Genomic DNA, 15,993 nt, shown 5'->3' on the forward strand with positions numbered 1-15,993 from the left:
TCAGGCCATGTCCAGCGTGATCACCACCGGGCAGTGGTCGGATGCCTTCGGCCTGTCCCAGCCGGCGCGCGGGAAACGTTCGACTTCCTGGCCCGATGGAAAGATGGTGCGCCAGGGCTGGCCGCTGCGGATGATGTCCGGAACCGCCGTCGCGTTCTTCGCGGCGAGCGCTTTCGACAGCAGGATATAGTCGAGCTGGCACAGATGCCGCTCCTCCGGCCCGCGTGTGTGATAGAAACTCCAGCGGTCCATCTCCGGACGCCGCTCGACGACATTTTCGCAAAAGCCGCCGGCAGTCAGAACATTGATCGCGGACTGGGCCTCGTCTACCACCTCGAAACGATAGCCGTCGAAGCTGTCGCCTTCGATCTTCACGCGCTGCCGATAGTCGTTCATGTCGCCGCAGATCGCCCAGCGCTTGTCGGCGGCATGGTCCTTGCCGAAACGCTCCTCGATGATGCGGCGCACGGCCTGCGCCTCGGCGATGCGCAGCGGCATCGTCGCTTGGCGGCCGTCGAGCCCGTTGCGCGGCGAGCCCATCGACTTGAAATGCACCAGATAGAGCGTCAGCGGCACGCCGCCCACCGTCACGTCGATTTCCAGGCAGTCGCGCCGGAAGATGCGGTCGTTGGCCAGATGTCCAAGCGCTGCCAGCTCCGGCGTGAACAGGCCGAACTGCTCGAACGTGACATAGGCATGGCTGGCCATGCGCACGAATTCGATCGGCTGGCCCTGGGCCGTCTCGCTGCGCATCATCACGGCGACGTCGATGCCGCGGGAGTCGTTGCCGGCGGTGGTGTATTTCTGCCGGTAGCCCTGTCCGATCATCTTGAAGAGGTAGCCATATTCGAAGGCCTTCAGCGCCTCGATGTTATCGACCTCCTGCATGCAGATGATGTCCGCTCGGGTCGCCGCTATGGCGAGCGCGGTCAACTGGCGGGTATCGTCGGACTGGGCGATGGTGCGCGCCTGTTCGAGCAGCCTGTACTCGGCCTCGCTCTGGATATCGAACAGCGCCAGCGTCCGGTCCTCGTTGAGCTGGTTGCGATAGCCGGAGAAGTCGAACCTGTTCATCAGATTCTCGACGTTGAAGGTGGCGAGGCGCAGCGACATGGCCGAGACCTTTGCCCGCAAGCAAGAGCGAAAACAAGGGCCAGGCGACACCAGTCATGGTTGACGGAACCTTTCCGTTCATCCTCCGTTCAGACGGAAAGTCCCATCAATAGGCCTCTTCCCGGGGTATTTCTGGGCGTGGGGCCTTTACTCCTTGGAGAGTGAAATGAAACCGCTCTTGTCTTCCCTCGGCTCTGGGCTGATGGCCCTGGGCCTCATGGCGGGCCTGACGGCGCCGTCGATCGCCGGCCCGATCCTGCAGCCCGATCTCTCGACCGCCACCAGCGCGGTGGCACCCACGATCATCCCCGTCCGCGACAGTTGGGCTGGCGGCAACAACTACTCGCCGCAGATGTATGACTGGCGCTGGCGGCGCGGTGGCGACTGGCGCGGCCGCGACTTCAGATGGCGCGGCGGCGACTTCCGCGGCCGTCATTTCTCCCGCAACTGGGATGGCGGCAGATGGGATGGAGACTGGCGCTGGCGCCACCATCGCCATCATCGGCATTTCGGTGGTGGCGACGCGGCCCTTCTTGGGTTAGGCCTCGGCTTGGGTCTAGGCGCCCTAGCCTACGACAACTACTATGATCCCTATCCGCGCTACTATCAGCCGCGGCGCATTTACCGGACGGAGCGGCTTTCCAGCGCCCATGTCCAGTGGTGCTATGATCGCTACCGGTCCTATCGGGCCTGGGACAACACGTTCCAGCCCAATTACGGCCCGCGCCGGCAGTGCATTTCGCCCTATATCTGAGCCGGTCCGCAGGAAGAATGAGACGGCGCCCATCGCGGCGCCGTTTCTTTTTCGGCAAGAAAGAAACCGCCTGCGGAGGCAATAACCTTAAATTTAGCGGGAACGTCTATTGGTGATGCGATGCCCCGCATGACGATCGCGGTGCCGCGATCCGCTAGGACATGCCCGCCATGGCTGAGAACGAGTTGAGAGGCAAGCACAGGCAACGCGTATTGAAAGGCGCGGCGATCCTGACCGGCATCAACAATTCCGAGGTCAAGTGCACGGTGCGCAACATGCATCCCGGCGGCGCCGAGCTGAAGGTGCCGATCGATGCGCGCGTGCCCGACGAATTCCTGCTCTACGTGGCGACCGACGGCGTCGGCTACAAGGCGATCGTCCGCTGGCGCCGCGAGGACCGCATCGGCGTCGAATTCACCGGCACCGAGCCGAAGCCGCATTGGCATTACGGCTGAGCATGAAAAGCCGGCGGATCGCTCCGCCGGCCTGTGATTCACAGTCTAAAGACCGACAATCAGTTCTTCGCTTTGTCGACCAGCTTGTTCCTGGCGATCACTCCGCGCGACCGCAGAGGCGAAGCCCGAGGACGCGCAAGGCAGAAGAACGTGGATCGCCTTAGTTCTTGGCCTTGTCGACCAGCTTGTTCCTGGCGATCACTCCGCGCGACCGCAGGGCGAAGCCCGAGGACGCGCAAGGCAGGAGAACGTGGATCGCCTTAGTTCTTCGCTTTGTCGACCAGCTTGTTCTTGGCGATCCACGGCATCATCGCGCGCAGCTTCGCGCCGACTTCCTCGATCTGGTGGTTGTCGTTGTTGCGGCGGATGCCCTTGAAGCGCGACAGGCCGGCGCGGTATTCCTGCATCCATTCCGAGGTGAACTTGCCGGTCTGGATGTCCTTCAGGATGCGCTTCATCTCAGCCTTGGTGTCGGCGGTGATGATGCGCGGGCCCGAGACATACTCGCCCCATTCGGCGGTGTTCGAGATCGAGTAGTTCATGTTGGCGATGCCACCCTCATAGATCAGGTCGACGATCAGCTTGACCTCGTGCAGGCACTCGAAATAGGCCATTTCCGGCGCGTAGCCGGCTTCCACCAGCGTCTCGAAACCGGCGCGGATCAGCTCGACCAGGCCACCGCACAGCACCACCTGCTCGCCGAACAGGTCGGTCTCGCATTCCTCGCGGAAGTTGGTCTCGATGATGCCGGAGCGGCCGCCGCCGACCCCGCAGGCGTAGGAGAGCGCAAGGTCGAGCGCGTTGCCCGAGGCATCCTGGTTGACGGCGACCAGGCACGGCACGCCGCCGCCCTTCTGGTATTCGCCGCGCACCGTGTGGCCCGGGCCCTTCGGCGCGATCATGACGACGTCGACCGAAGCCTTCGGCTCGATCAGGCCGAAATGCACGTTGAGGCCGTGCGCGAAGGCGATCGCGGCGCCGTCGCGGATGTTCGGCGCGATCTCGTTCTTATAGATGTCGGCCTGCAATTCGTCGGGCGTCGCCATCATCATCAGGTCGGCCCACTTGGCGGCATCCGCCACGCTCATCACCTTGAGCCCGTCGGCCTCGACCTTCTTGGCGGTCGCCGAGCCGGCCTTGAGACCGATGGCGATCTCCTTGACGCCGGAATCCTTGAGGTTGAGCGCATGCGCCCGGCCCTGGCTGCCATAGCCGATAATGGCGACCTTCTTGCCCTTGATCAGATTGAGATCGGCGTCACGATCGTAATAGACACGCATTTCGTCTTCCTTCCCGTTTTGAAGATCAGAGCATGATGCCGAAAAGTGTGAAGCGGTTTTCGGGCGACATCATGCTCTATCTCTTTGCTTTAGAGCCGGATTCAGATTTCAGGTCGACTTGACCTGAAATCATCCGGCTCCAGGGCCTTGCGGCCCGGTTTTTGCTCCGTAAAGAGCGAGAAACTGCTGCGTCGCCCGCACGGCATCGCCGCCGATCGCCGCTTCAGTCAATTCCAGCCGGTCGCCGAGCAGAAGCCGGATCTGCACATCGCGGCCGACCAATCCGAAAAAGCTGCGGAATGCCGTCTCGGCATCGTCGAAGCCAAGCAACCCGGCCTCTTTGCCTGCTTCCAGCACCGGCTTCAGGCGCCTGGCCAGCGCGAAACGCCCATTCTGCAGCACAATAGCGCCAAGATCGTCCTTGCCGGAACCAGCATGGCCGACAGCCACGCGGTTGAGCGCGACGGACGTATCGCTGGAAATCACCCTCAGCCAGTCGGAGGCGAAGCGTTCGAGGCTTGCCGTCAGCGAAGCAAGGTCGAGACCCTTCCGGTCGACCGGCGCCACACGTACTTTCGAGGCCTGCCATTGCACCGTCGCGGTCAGCAGCCCGTCGCGGTCGCCGAACCATTTGTAGAGCGTTTCCTTGGAACAGCTTGCCCGCCGCGCCACCGCTGTCATGGTCAGGTTGTCGCCCTCCTCGACCAGCAGGCGAAGCGCGGCGTCCAGAACGGCTTGCTGCCGCTCGGTGAGCGCTTCGCTGGCATCGATGTCCGGCACGCTGTGCAACACGTTTCCCTCGGCTCACGCCCACCAGTCCAGGGCGTACCGTACGTTACGGTTCGGTTCTATGCCGTATTGTCCGAAGCCATGCAAGCGCTATTTTCCATTCCTTGCCGGAGGAACAAGATGCTGGCCGGTCTGCTTGCCTTGGCAGTTGCAGCCGCCTTCACCGGCGCCGCTGTCTATGTCAGCGTCGCGGAGCAACCGGCGCGGCTTACCCTCGACGACAAGGCGCTGCTGCTGGAGTGGCAACCCTCCTACAAGCGCGGCGCCGCCATGCAGGCCTCGATTGCCGCTATTGCCTGTCTTCTTGGCCTCGTTGCTTGGTGGCAGGCCGGCAGTCTTGCCTATCTGGTCGGGGCGGTGCTGATCATCTTGCCCTGGCCATGGACATTGATCGTGATGATGGCGACAAACAAGGCGCTGTCGGCGATGGATGCTGCTGCCATCAATCCACAAGCCAGGGCCTTGATCGTCAGATGGGGGAACATGCACCTGGTTCGCGCAGCCCTCGGCGTGCTGGCGACGCTGGCATTTCTGTGGGGCAGCCACCTGACCTGAATCCGCGCGATCCCACCGGGCCGGCTCAGGCGGCAAGTCACTCCATGACCGGCGGATCGCGCAGCCGCCCGAGCAAACGGGCCAGCGTCTCCAACTCCTCGGACGAAAGCCTGTCGCCCATCAGCTCCGATATGGCTTTTCCGTAGACTGCCCATAGGCGGCGGCGCGTCTCCCGGCCGCTTGGCGTGATGCGTACCGTCTGGCCGCGGCCGTCATCCGAGACGGGCAGCTTTTCCACCAGGCCATCCGCTTCCAGCCGGGCGAGCAGCCGTGAGACGTTGTACTGCGCCAGCAGGACGCGATCGATCAGCTCGAACGGTCGCAAGCCGCCCTCGCCCGCCTCGGCAAGTTCGTGCAGCACGTCGTACCAGGCAAGCGGCGGCAGACCCTCGGTCTTCAAAGCATCCTCGGTCTTTTCGACCAACTGGCGCGATACGCGCATCAGCCGGCCCCAGGCTTTGATGGCGTCGGGCGAAGGAGATTTTTTCGTCATCGGCGGGACTCTATTCGATAGATGCAATTGCATCAAGCTTGACGATCGATGCAAGTGCATCCATATAGATGCAATTGCATCAATAGGGAGTACTCCGATGAAACATGAAATCTGTAAAGTGGCCGATATCCCTGAGACCGGCAGTCTGGTCGCGCCCTTCTTCGGCCGCGAGGTCCATGTCTGGCGCAGCGGCGAGCGCATCCGCGCCGCGGCCAATGCCTGCCTGCATTTCGGCGGGCCGCTCGACTGCAAGGACGGCACATTTGTTTGCCAGTGGCACGGCGCCCGCTTCGACATGGAAAGCGGCGAGCGTCTCGAAGGCCCGGCGCCAAAAGGCTCGCGCCTGATGTTCCTGTCGACCCGCGTCGAGGACGGCGCGCTGAACTATGTCTGGGGAGAGTGAGATGACCGCAAGGCTAACCCTCGTCAGCCATCACCTTTGCCCCTACGTCCAGCGCGCGGCGATTGCGCTTGCCGAGAAAGGCGTGCCGTTCGAGCGGGTCAATGTCGACCTTGCCAACAAGCCGGACTGGTTCAAGGCCATCTCGCCGCTCGGCAAGGTGCCCTTGCTTCGCGTCAGGCGAGATGACGCGGAAGAAGTCATTTTCGAATCCGCCGTCATCCTCGAATTCCTCGAGGACACCGAGGCCAATCCCTTGCATCCGGCCGATCCGCTCATGCGGGCCCGGCACCGCGCCTGGATCGAATTCGGCTCGGCTATCCTCAACGCCATCGGCCGCTTCTATTCTGCTGGCGACGAGGCCGCTTTTGCCAATGAAAGCAAAGCTCTGTCGCAAATGTTTGCGCGCGTGGAGGCGGAATTGTCGGCGAGGCAGAGCGGTCCATGGTTCGACGGCGACCGCTTCTCGCTGGTAGATGCCGTCTACGGGCCGATCTTCCGCTATTTCGACACCTTCGACCGCATCGGCGATTTCGGCGTTCTCGACGGAAAGCCTCTGCTCCAAACTTGGCGTGAGGCCTTGAGCAAACGGCAATCGGTCAGGGAAGCGGTCGGCGCCGACTATCCGCGGCGGCTGCACGCCTTCCTGCGGGCAAAGGGATCTTATCTTTCCGAGATCATCCGGCTGCAGGCCATTGAAACTCCGCAAGCCCGATCGGCCTGAACGGGTCGATCACCGTTCCGGCGACCATGGCGGCGAGGAATTGCGGTCCCGGTGGGATCCTCGCCGCTACCGCCACCAATCGGTCGCGCACGAACGGCAAGACGACAGAGTCCGACTGGTAGAACGGCGTCAACGTCAACGACAGCGCCTGGAAGACCCGCACATGCCAGCGGCGCGCCCGTGCATAAGCCTCCAGCGCCTCGTCGATCCCGTTCGTCCGCGCCAGCGCGTGGCTGAGTGCCGCCGCGTCGAGCAGGGCCATATTGGCGCCTTGCCCGAGCTGCGGGCTGGCCGAATGCGCGGCGTCGCCGATCACCGCCAGCCGTCGGCCCGCCGGCAGCGTCATCGTGTGGTGGCCGTAACGGGCGAGCGAGAGCTGCTCGAAACTGTCGATCTGGTTGGTGAACGCCTCGCATTCCGGCCAAACGGAAACCACCCTCTCCTTCCAGGCGTCGAGGCCCTCTGCCCGCACCTGTTCGACGTCGGCGGGCTTCAGGCTCCAGAAGAACGCGGCCATGCCTTCCGCGCCAGGTTCCGGCCGGCCGACCGGCAGCACACCGAGCATGATGCTTGCCTTGTTGTAGCGCTGCAGCAGCGCCCTTTCGTCAAAGCCGTCACGCCAGCCGAGGGACGCCCAAAAGGCGCCATAAGTGAGTGGGCGCAGCACAGTCATGTCGCCAAGGCATTGCCGCAGCCTGGAGCGCGCGCCGCTGGCATCGACGACCAGATCGAAGGGCCCCAGCCGCTTTCCATTGGCACAGACCGGCCTCGCACGCTCTCCCGTATCCAGCGCATCGATCTCGACATTGGTTTCAATGGGAATTTCCGCGCGTCGGGCGGCGCGATAGAGCACACCGAAAAGGGCAGCGCGATGCACGGCGAGGCCGAAGCGGCGGCCGCGCCGAGCGTCGTAGCGCACGTCGAGCACTGTTCTCCCGCTTTTCGCATCCGTGCCGTGCAGCCGCTCGATGCGGCTTCCCCGCGAAAGAATCTCGTCGAGCAGGCCGAGATCGGCGAGCACCGTCAGCCCGGTCGGCTGCAGCATAAGGCCAGAGCCGACAGGCTTCGGCTCGTCGAAGCGCTCGAAAATGGTGACCTTGTGCCCTGCCCGCTTGAGGTAGAGTGCCGCGGCCAGTCCGGCCGGACCGGCGCCGGCAATCGCGATCTCGTAAGACTTGCTCATTGCCCCCAACCCGAACCGGCGGGGAACAATCCCGCACAGAAAGCGCCAGATCAAGCGGCGCTTTGACGCTTATCCCGCGGGAGGAAAAGCTCAGGCCTGCGCGTTGTCGAAGGCGGCGCGCGCTTCGCGCACCGCATCATGGTTGAGTTCGGCCCATTGGATGAGCAGTTGCAGTGGCGCGAACATCGAGCGGCCGAGATCGGTGAGGCTGTATTCGACGCTCGGCGGCTTGGTCGGAAAGACTTCGCGATGCACATAGCCGTCGCGCTGCAGGTCGTAGAGCGTCTGCGTCAGCATACGCTGCGAGATATCGGGCACCAGGCGGCGCAACTCCCCGAACCGGTAAGGCCTCTCGGCCAAAGCCATGACCAGCAGCGAGCTCCATTTGCCGTTGATGCCCTGGATCACGTCGCGAACCGGGCAATCGCCGAAATTGCCGCCACCGGTCATGGCCTTGTAGACCTCGAGCTTCGATTTCAGGTTGAAGATCTTGCTGTCCATGGCGACGTTCCGATGAGCGAATGACGGCCAGCCTGGTGGTTCCCCGGCTGTGCCTACCTCCCGAAAAACTGCCTTCTTTACGGCCTCGAGTCAATTCCTATTTTAGCGCTGGTCTCTTTTTGAGACCATAAACCACAGACGCCCTTCGACACAATTTCAGGAACCTCCCATGACCGAAACCCTTCTCGTCACCGGCGCCTCCGGCCATCTCGGCCGCGCCGTCGTCAACCATCTGCTGAACGCGCAGAAGGTTGCGCCGGCCAGCATCATCGCCACCACCCGCAATCCTGAAAACCTTGCCGATCTGGCGGCCTTGGGGATCACCGTCAGGCCGGCCGATTTCGACAACCAAGCCTCGCTGGAGAAGGCATTCAAGGGCGCCGACCGGGTGCTGATCATTTCGACCGGCGAGCTCGACCTGAAGAGCGACCGGCGCCTCAAGCAGCATCAGGCGGCGGTGGCCGCGGCCAAGGCGGCCGGCGTCTCGCATCTGCTCTACACCTCGATGCCAAATCCCGAGCCGGTTTCGCCGGTGCTGTTTGCCGGCGACCACTACGGCACCGAGCAGGCGATCAAGGCAAGCGGGATTCCCCACACCATCTTCCGCAATGGCTGGTATCAGGAGAACCTGTTCATGTCGCTGCCGCATGCCATTTCGTCGGGCAAGTGGTACACCTCGGCCGCCGATGGGCGCATCGCCCATGGCGCGCGCGACGACATGGCGGCCGCGATCGCCGCGAGCCTGGCGTCCGGCTCGACGGAGAGCCAAATCTACACGCTGACCGGCCCGCAGGCCTACACGACGAACGAAATCGCCGCCCTGGTGACCGAAGTCACCGGCAAGCCGCTGGAAGTCATCCAATTGCCTGACGAGGCTCTGACCGAGGGCGTCAAGGCGGCCGGCCTTCCCGAGGACTTTGCCCGCATCATCGTCTCCTTCGACGCCAACACGCGCTCCGGCCGTATCGGCATGGTGACCGACGCGGTCGAGACGCTGTCGGGCCGCAAGCCGCGGACGTTGAAGCAGTTCCTCGAGGCAAACAAGGCCGCGCTGACCGGACCAGCCCACGCACATCACTGATCGTCGCTGAATTTGGGACCGTGCCCGTCTGGGCATGGTCTCAATCTCAGATCGCCACTTGCGTGCCGATCTCGACGACGCGCCCCGTGGGAATCTGGAAATATTCTGTCGCATCCGCCGCCGTTTTCGCAAGGCCGATGAACAGCCTGTCCTGCCAGATCGGCATGCCGGAATTGGGCGAAGCCTTCAACGAGCGCCGCGACAGGAAGAAGGACGTCGTCATGATGTCGAACTTCCAGCCCTGCTTGCGGCAGATGGCCAAAGCGCGCGGGATATTCGGCTGCTCCATATAGCCGAAGGTCAGCGTCACCCGCATGAACAGCTCGTTGACCGTCTCCATCTTCACCCGCTCGCTGTCGGGTACCACGGGCTGCGGCGCAGTCACCACCGAGAGGATGACGTTCTGTTCGTGCAGCACCTTGTAGTGCTTGAGACTGTGCATCAGCGCGGTCGGCGCGCTCAGCGGATCGCTGGTCAGGAACACGGCGGTCCCCGACACCAGTTGCGGCTTCTTCTTCAGAAGATTTGCCGCCAGGAAGTCGAGCGGGATTTCGTTGCGGCGGGTCTTCTCGAACAGATAACGGCTGCCGCGCACCCAGGTCCACATGCCAAGGATAATGGCGAAAGCCACGGCGAGCGACGCCCAGCCGCCCTCGAACACCTTGACGATGTTGGAGGCAAAGAAGCCGATGTCGATAAGCGCGAACACGGCCGTCAGCGCGATCGCCGGCCAGAGGTTCCACTTCCAGATGCGCGTCATGACAACGAAGAGCAGCGTCGTCGTCACCAGCATGTTGCCGGTCACCGAGATGCCGTAAGCGGAGGCAAGCCTGCTGGACTCGCCGAAGCCGACCACCAGCAGCATCACCACAAGCGCCAAGAGCATGTTGACGCGCGGCATGTAGACCTGTCCGGACTGTTTTTCCGACGTGTGCAGGATTTCGAGCCGCGGCAGCATGTTGAGCTGCACCGCTTGCCTGGTCAGTGAGTAGGCGCCGGAAATCACCGCCTGGCTGGCGATGACGGTCGCCGCCGTCGCCAGCGCCACCATGGGGATGAGCGCCCAGCCCTCGTTCATCTCGAAGAACGGGTGCCCAACCGTACCGTTCTGGGCAAGCACGAAGGCGCCCTGCCCGGCATAGTTCAAAAGCAGGCAAGGAAACACGATCGCCAGCCACGCCAGCACGATCGGCTTGCGGCCGAAATGCCCGAGGTCGGCATAGAGCGCCTCGGCCCCGGTTACCGCCAGGAACACCGCGCCGATGGTGACGAAGGAGACGTCGGGCGAATTGATCAGGAAGGCGACGATGTAATGGGGACTGATCGCCCACAGTATTTCGGGGTCGTCGATGATGTGCTTGAGCCCGGAAAGGCCGATGGCGAAGAACCAGACGGCGGTCACCGGGCCGAATACGAGGCCGACGCCGCCCGTGCCGAACCGCTGCACGGCAAAAAGAACGGCAAGGATGAGCAGCGTCAGCGGCACGACATAAGGCTGGAAAGTGGGCGTTACGACATTCATGCCTTCGACCGCCGAGAGCACGGAGATGGCGGGTGTGATGACAGCGTCGCCGAAGAACAGCGACGCGCCGATAATGCCGATGCCGAGAATGATCGCGGAGCGCGTCGGGAAGCTGCCGCGCGCCAGCGCCATCAGCGACAGCACGCCGCCCTCGCCACGGTTGTCGGCGCGCAGCACGAACATGATGTATTTTATGGTGACCGTGATGGTGAGCGACCAGATGATCAGCGACAACACGCCGAGAATGTCGGCGCGGTTGGCGACGTCGCCGCCCGACGAGGCATGCAACGCCTCGCGGAACGCGTAGATCGGGCTGGTTCCGATATCGCCATAGACGATACCAAGCGCGCCCAGCATCAGCACCTTGGTGCTATGCTGCTCTGTTTCCGGATGCCCCGTTTGGTCGACGGGTTCTGCCTCTGCACCATTGGCAAGGGCCATGGACGACACTCCGATAAAATGCGCGGTGCTCTACGCTTGCTGCAGTGCAATATCAAGTGCCCTTGCGTTAGGGCTCCCATGCCACCAGTGCAGGGCTCGGCCTGCCCTGGTCCATTCAAATCTATCGCACAAAGTGTCGGCTTGAAGGGTCAGATCGCGACCTGTGTGCCGATCTCGACCACGCGGCCGGTGGGGATCTGGAAATACTCCGTCGCATCCGCCGCCGTGCGCGCAAGGCCGATGAACAGCCGGTCCTGCCAGACCGGCATGCCGGAATTGGGCGAAGCCTTTAGCGAGCGCCGCGACAGGAAGAAGGACGTCGTCATGATGTCGAACTTCCAGCCCTGCTTGCGGCAGATGGCCAAAGCGCGCGGAATGTTCGGCTGCTCCATGTAGCCGAAGGTCAGCGACACCCGCATGAACAGCTCGTTGACGCTCTCCAGCTTCACCCGCTCGCTGTCCGGCACCACCGGCTGCGGCGCCGTCACCACCGACAGGATGACGTTTTTCTCGTGCAGCACCTTGTAGTGCTTGAGACTGTGCATCAGGGCCGTCGGCGCGCTGAGTGGATCGCTGGTCAGAAAAACCGCCGTGCCGGACACCAGTTGCGGCTTCTTCTTCATGAGATTTGTCGCCAGGAAGTCGAGCGGGATTTCGTTGCGGCGGGTCTTGTCGAAGAGATAGCGGCTGCCGCGTATCCAGGTCCACATGATCAGTCCCATGATCGACGCCACCGTGATCGACACCCAGCCGCCTTCGACGATCTTGACGACATTGGCCGAGAAGAAGCCGAGGTCGATGACGCCGAAGAGCAGCGCCAGCGCGACGGCGACAGCCAGTTGCCACTTCCAGAGCCAACGCATGACGACAAACAGCAGCACCGTCGTCATCAGCATCTCGCCGGTCACCGAAATGCCATAGGCGGCGGCCAGCGCGCTCGAACTGCCGAAGCCGACGACCAGAAGCATCACACCGAGCGCGACCAGCAGATTGACCCTGGGCATGTAGATCTGTCCGCTCTGCATCTCGGATGTGTGCTGCACCTCGATGCGCGGCAGAAGGTTGAGCTGCACAGCCTGCCTGGTCAGCGAGAAGGCGCCTGAAATGACCGCCTGGCTGGCGATCACCGTCGCCGCCGTCGCCAGTCCGACCATCGGCATCAGCGCCCATTCGGGCAACATCTGGAAGAACGGGTTGGTCGGCTTGCCGCCATGCGAGAGCACGAAGGCGCCCTGCCCGAAATAGTTGAGGAGCAGGCAAGGGAAAACCACCGAAAACCAGGCCAGCACGATCGGTTTGCGGCCGAAATGGCCGAGGTCGACATAGAGCGCCTCGGCGCCGGTAACCGCCAGGAAAACGGCGCCGACGGTGACGAAGGCTCCGGTCGGCGTGGTCGCCAGATAATAGATGGCATAGTACGGATTGATCGCCAGCAGGACGGACCAATCGTCGACGATATGATAGAGGCCGGCAACGCCGATAGCCACGAACCACGTCGCCGTCACCGGCCCGAAGACAGTCGCCACCTTGCCGGTGCCGAAGCGCTGCACGGTAAAAAGCACCGCCAGGATGACCAGCGTGATCGGAACGACATAAGCGTCGAGCGCCGGCGTGACGACTTCCAGGCCTTCCACCGCGGAAAGCACGGAAATGGCTGGAGTGATGATCGAATCGCCGAAGAACAGCGCCGCGCCGCAAAGGCCGATCGTGAGGATAAGCCCGGATCCGTTGGGATAGGCGCTGCGTGCAAGCGACATCAGCGACAGCGTACCGCCTTCGCCCTTGTTGTCGGCCCTCAGCACGAAAGCAACATATTTGATCGTGACGATGATCGTCAGCGCCCAGACGATCAGCGACAGCACGCCAAGCACATCGTCCCGGGCGACTGCGCCCCCGGAGGCGTGCAACGCCTCCCGAAAGGCGTAGATTGGGCTGGTGCCGATATCGCCGTAGACGACGCCGAGTGCGCCAAGCATGAGAACCTTGGTGCTGTGGTGGCGTTCGGTGTCGGCATAGGCCGAGTGTTCGAGGGTTTCCGACTCGCTGCTGGCGTTGGCTAGCACCATGGACCCCACTTTGTCAGATGCCCGATGTTTTCCGGTCGCTGCAATGCACGCGATACGCGATAACCGCCGGAACTACGCAAGGCTTCCTTGCCCTACCATCCACAGGCCTTCAAGAACCGTCCCACCGTGCCGGCCATGCCATACTCCAGCGCATCGGCTGTCAACCCATGTCCGATCGACACTTCGGCCAATGCCGGGATACGCTTGGCGAGCGCCGGCAGGTTGTTCACGGTCAGATCGTGACCGGCATTGACCTGGAGCCCCGCCGCAATTGCCGCATCTGCGGTTTTTCCCAGCTTTTCCAATACTTTCGCCGCCTTGGCGGAATCGGAATGGCAGCTGCCGTACGGGCCGGTATAGAGTTCGATCCGGTCGGCGCCGGTGTCGCGGGCGGCATTCACGCCGGCCGGATCGGCGTCGGAAAACAGCGACACACGAAAACCCCCCTTCTTCAGCCGCTTGACGATCGGCGTCAGGAACGCCGCCTGGGCGACGAAGTTCCAGCCATGGTCGGATGTCGCCTGGGCCGGGTCGTCGGGCACCAGCGTCACCTGCTCGGGCTGGTTCTTCTCGACAAGCGCCAGGAAATCCTCATTCGGATAGCCTTCGATGTTGAATTCCGCTGCCGGAAACTCGTCGTCGATCAGCGCCCTGATCTCCGGCAGGTCGGAATGCCTGGTGTGCCGCTCGTCGGGGCGTGGATGGACAGTCAGTCCATGCGCCCCGGCGGCCAGCGCGATGCGGCCGAGCCCCGTGACGCTCGGCCACGGCAGGTCGCGGCGGTTGCGCAACATGGCGACGGCGTTGAGGTTGACCGAAAGCTTTGCGGGCATGATCCAGCGTCCAGTTGGAGCAATTCCAGGAAAAGTGCGTAGCGGCTTTCCGTCTGGAATTGCGTAAGAACAAATACTCACAGCGGCTCAGCAGCTCTGTCAAACGCTGAACCACCCTGGCATTTGGCGGGCATCTATAGCGCCTTTGCAGGGAACAGATAGAGGGTTTCCGGTGTTCCAGATGGCGAGATGGTGGCCAACGCAAGGATTTGCCAGTGAATTTTCTCGAAGCCGTGCCAGCGATACGCCGCATCGAGACCAATCGCGACGCGCTTTTTGCCATCGACGTCGTTGGAGATGTTTCGCCGGCGGACGCGGAAAACCTGTTCGGCCTGCTCGAAGCGGCCTATGCCCTGCATCCGAGGATCGACGTGCTGGTCAGATTGACCGACGAGGAGAGCGTCGATTGGGCCAATATTTCGGAAAAGACGATCCGACAAGGTTTGGCCGATGCTTTGGAACATGTCGTCCGCTGCGCGGCTATCGGCGAACCGCGCTGGGCATCCTTTGTCGGAGGCCTCTTTCCGAAGGCTTTGCCATTCGAGTTCAGGCATTTCGACAGTGATGACGAAGCCGCCGCCTGGCGATGGCTCGGCGCGAGGCCAGAAGGGTAAGCGGACTAGCGCACGATCGTCAGCCGCTCGGCCGCGCGGGTGATGGCGGTGTAGAGCCAGCGCTGCCGCGTCTCCTTGAACGCCCAGCTCTCGTCGAACAGCACGACGTCGTTCCACTGCGAACCTTGCGCCTTGTGTACCGTCAGCGCATAGCCATAGTCGAAATCGTCGAAACGCTTCTTCTGCTGCCACGGAATCTCGGCGTCCGGATCCTCGAACGCCGCCTTCAGCAGCTTGATCTTGGCGACGCCGCGGTCGGGATCGTCCTCTTCCGGCGAGACCAAGAGGTTGATGCCGGGCTTAACCGTCTCCCGCGACGAGGTCATCACCTTCCAGAGCGAGCCGTTGAGCAGCCCCTTGGCCGGATCGTTGCGTAGGCAAACCAGCTTGTCGCCGGCCTGCGGATAGTCGGCATTGAACCCTTTGAGTTCGCGCAGGCGCTGGTTATAGCGCCGCCGGGTGCGGTTGGTGCCGACCAGCACCTGGTCGGCCTTCAGCACGAGTTCCTGGTTGACGCCTTCCCTGCCGATCACCTGCGCCGTGCCGTAGTCGCCATGCATGAATTCGCGGCCCTCGCGCACGTCGAGGGCGAGGCGGATGATCGGATTGTCGCGCGCCTGGCGGTGGATCTCGGTCAACAGCACATCAGGCTCATGCTCGGTGAAGAAGCCGCCGCCCGAGATTGGCGGCAGCTGGGCCGGATCGCCAAGCACCAGGATCGGCGTCCCAAAACTCATCAGGTCGCGGCCAAGCTGCTCGTCGACCATCGAGCATTCGTCGATCACGACCAGCTTGGCGCGGGCGATCGGGCTTTGCCGGTTGAGCGCGAAGGTCGGCGACATCGAGGTCTTGCCGGTCACCTCGTCCTCGACCGATTCCTCGCCGCGCGGCCGGTAGATCAGCGAATGGATGGTGCGGGCGTTGGTCGCTCCCTTCGAGCGCAGCACCTGCGCCGCCTTGCCGGTGAAGGCTGCGAACTGCACCTGCCCGTCGACATGTTCGGCGAAATAGCGCGCCAGCGTCGTCTTGCCGGTGCCGGCATAGCCGAACAGGCGAAAGACCTGCGGCCGGCCGTCCTTCAGCCAGCGGCCGACCGCCTTCAAAGCCTCGTCCTGTTGGGGAGAGAATTCCATCAGCGCGACAGACCGGATTCGCGAGCGAAATACAAGATTGGCCGTCCCATCGCCAG

17 protein-coding genes are annotated in these 15,993 nt (G+C 63.0%); 7 read left to right on the forward strand and 10 right to left on the reverse strand.

Features of this window, described 5'->3' with window-relative positions:
• The gene (locus ABID26_RS15005) at positions 1-1,113 is read right to left on the reverse strand and encodes an endonuclease/exonuclease/phosphatase family protein (RefSeq protein ID WP_126099516.1); all 1,113 of its coding nucleotides are present in this window, start codon (positions 1,111-1,113) and stop codon (positions 1-3) included.
• Between the two features lie 166 nt (positions 1,114-1,279).
• Between ABID26_RS15005 and ABID26_RS15010 the strand changes: the two genes are divergently transcribed.
• Positions 1,280-1,867 carry a BA14K family protein gene (locus tag ABID26_RS15010; protein WP_292298692.1) on the forward strand — a complete coding sequence of 196 codons (588 nt, stop codon included), beginning with the start codon at positions 1,280-1,282 and terminating at the stop codon, positions 1,865-1,867.
• A gap of 170 nt (positions 1,868-2,037) precedes the next feature.
• On the forward strand, positions 2,038-2,322 hold the full coding sequence (locus ABID26_RS15015) for a PilZ domain-containing protein (RefSeq protein WP_354415921.1): 285 nt from the start codon (positions 2,038-2,040) through the stop codon (positions 2,320-2,322).
• 260 nt (positions 2,323-2,582) lie between these two features.
• On the opposite strand, the gene ilvC is transcribed toward ABID26_RS15015, so the two are convergent.
• On the reverse strand, positions 2,583-3,602 hold the full coding sequence (gene ilvC / locus ABID26_RS15020; RefSeq protein ID WP_059185284.1) for a ketol-acid reductoisomerase: 1,020 nt from the start codon (positions 3,600-3,602) through the stop codon (positions 2,583-2,585).
• A gap of 129 nt (positions 3,603-3,731) precedes the next feature.
• Entirely contained in the window at positions 3,732-4,394 is a 663-nt protein-coding gene (locus tag ABID26_RS15025) for a TetR/AcrR family transcriptional regulator (RefSeq protein ID WP_292298690.1), read from the reverse strand.
• Positions 4,395-4,514: 120 nt separating this feature from the next.
• On the opposite strand from ABID26_RS15025, the gene ABID26_RS15030 reads away from it, so the two are divergent.
• Entirely contained in the window at positions 4,515-4,946 is a 432-nt protein-coding gene (locus ABID26_RS15030; protein WP_189521556.1) for a DUF1772 domain-containing protein, read from the forward strand.
• Positions 4,947-4,983: 37 nt separating this feature from the next.
• Here the strand turns inward: ABID26_RS15030 and ABID26_RS15035 are convergent, their stop codons facing one another.
• Positions 4,984-5,439, reverse strand: a complete 456-nt coding sequence (locus tag ABID26_RS15035; RefSeq protein WP_292342379.1) for a MarR family winged helix-turn-helix transcriptional regulator — start codon at positions 5,437-5,439, stop codon at positions 4,984-4,986.
• Between the two features lie 97 nt (positions 5,440-5,536).
• On the opposite strand from ABID26_RS15035, the gene ABID26_RS15040 reads away from it, so the two are divergent.
• Together ABID26_RS15040 and ABID26_RS15045 are read left to right on the forward strand one after the other, a co-directional pair.
• Positions 5,537-5,842: a Rieske (2Fe-2S) protein gene (locus tag ABID26_RS15040; RefSeq protein ID WP_292298686.1), complete on the forward strand. Its 306-nt coding sequence runs from the start codon at positions 5,537-5,539 to the stop codon at positions 5,840-5,842.
• 1 nt (position 5,843) lies between these two features.
• On the forward strand, positions 5,844-6,563 hold the full coding sequence (locus tag ABID26_RS15045) for a glutathione S-transferase family protein (RefSeq protein WP_292298684.1): 720 nt from the start codon (positions 5,844-5,846) through the stop codon (positions 6,561-6,563).
• Here the strand turns inward: ABID26_RS15045 and ABID26_RS15050 are convergent.
• Positions 6,517-7,746 carry an FAD-dependent oxidoreductase gene (locus tag ABID26_RS15050; protein ID WP_354415922.1) on the reverse strand — a complete coding sequence of 410 codons (1,230 nt, stop codon included), beginning with the start codon at positions 7,744-7,746 and terminating at the stop codon, positions 6,517-6,519. The genes ABID26_RS15045 and ABID26_RS15050 overlap by 47 nt on opposite strands.
• 90 nt (positions 7,747-7,836) lie before the next feature.
• A complete protein-coding gene (locus ABID26_RS15055; RefSeq protein ID WP_126099506.1) occupies positions 7,837-8,247 on the reverse strand; it encodes a winged helix-turn-helix transcriptional regulator in 411 nt (136 codons plus the stop codon).
• A gap of 169 nt (positions 8,248-8,416) precedes the next feature.
• Here ABID26_RS15055 and ABID26_RS15060 point away from each other — a divergent pair, with 169 nt between their 5' ends.
• Complete coding sequence (locus tag ABID26_RS15060) at positions 8,417-9,328, forward strand: SDR family oxidoreductase (RefSeq protein WP_292371219.1); 912 nt, start codon at positions 8,417-8,419, stop codon at positions 9,326-9,328.
• A 46-nt stretch (positions 9,329-9,374) separates the two neighbouring features.
• On the opposite strand, the gene ABID26_RS15065 is transcribed toward ABID26_RS15060, so the two are convergent.
• From ABID26_RS15065 to ABID26_RS15075, 3 genes are all read right to left on the reverse strand, one after another.
• Entirely contained in the window at positions 9,375-11,291 is a 1,917-nt protein-coding gene (locus ABID26_RS15065) for a potassium transporter Kup (protein WP_292298678.1), read from the reverse strand.
• Between the two features lie 149 nt (positions 11,292-11,440).
• Positions 11,441-13,357 (reverse strand): potassium transporter Kup, encoded by a 1,917-nt coding sequence (locus ABID26_RS15070; protein ID WP_292298676.1) that lies wholly within the window; start codon positions 13,355-13,357, stop codon positions 11,441-11,443.
• Between the two features lie 92 nt (positions 13,358-13,449).
• Entirely contained in the window at positions 13,450-14,190 is a 741-nt protein-coding gene (locus ABID26_RS15075; protein ID WP_126099502.1) for a pyridoxine 5'-phosphate synthase, read from the reverse strand.
• Between the two features lie 215 nt (positions 14,191-14,405).
• Here ABID26_RS15075 and ABID26_RS15080 point away from each other — a divergent pair, with 215 nt between their 5' ends.
• Entirely contained in the window at positions 14,406-14,804 is a 399-nt protein-coding gene (locus tag ABID26_RS15080; protein WP_292298670.1) for a SpoIIAA family protein, read from the forward strand.
• 5 nt (positions 14,805-14,809) lie between these two features.
• Here ABID26_RS15080 and ABID26_RS15085 read toward each other — a convergent pair whose 3' ends face one another.
• Positions 14,810-15,937 (reverse strand): ATP-dependent DNA helicase, encoded by a 1,128-nt coding sequence (locus tag ABID26_RS15085; protein WP_292298668.1) that lies wholly within the window; start codon positions 15,935-15,937, stop codon positions 14,810-14,812.
• Positions 15,938-15,993 lie beyond the last annotated feature (56 nt).

This window comes from Mesorhizobium shonense, assembly GCF_040545255.1.
Classification (GTDB): domain Bacteria; phylum Pseudomonadota; class Alphaproteobacteria; order Rhizobiales; family Rhizobiaceae; genus Mesorhizobium; species Mesorhizobium shonense.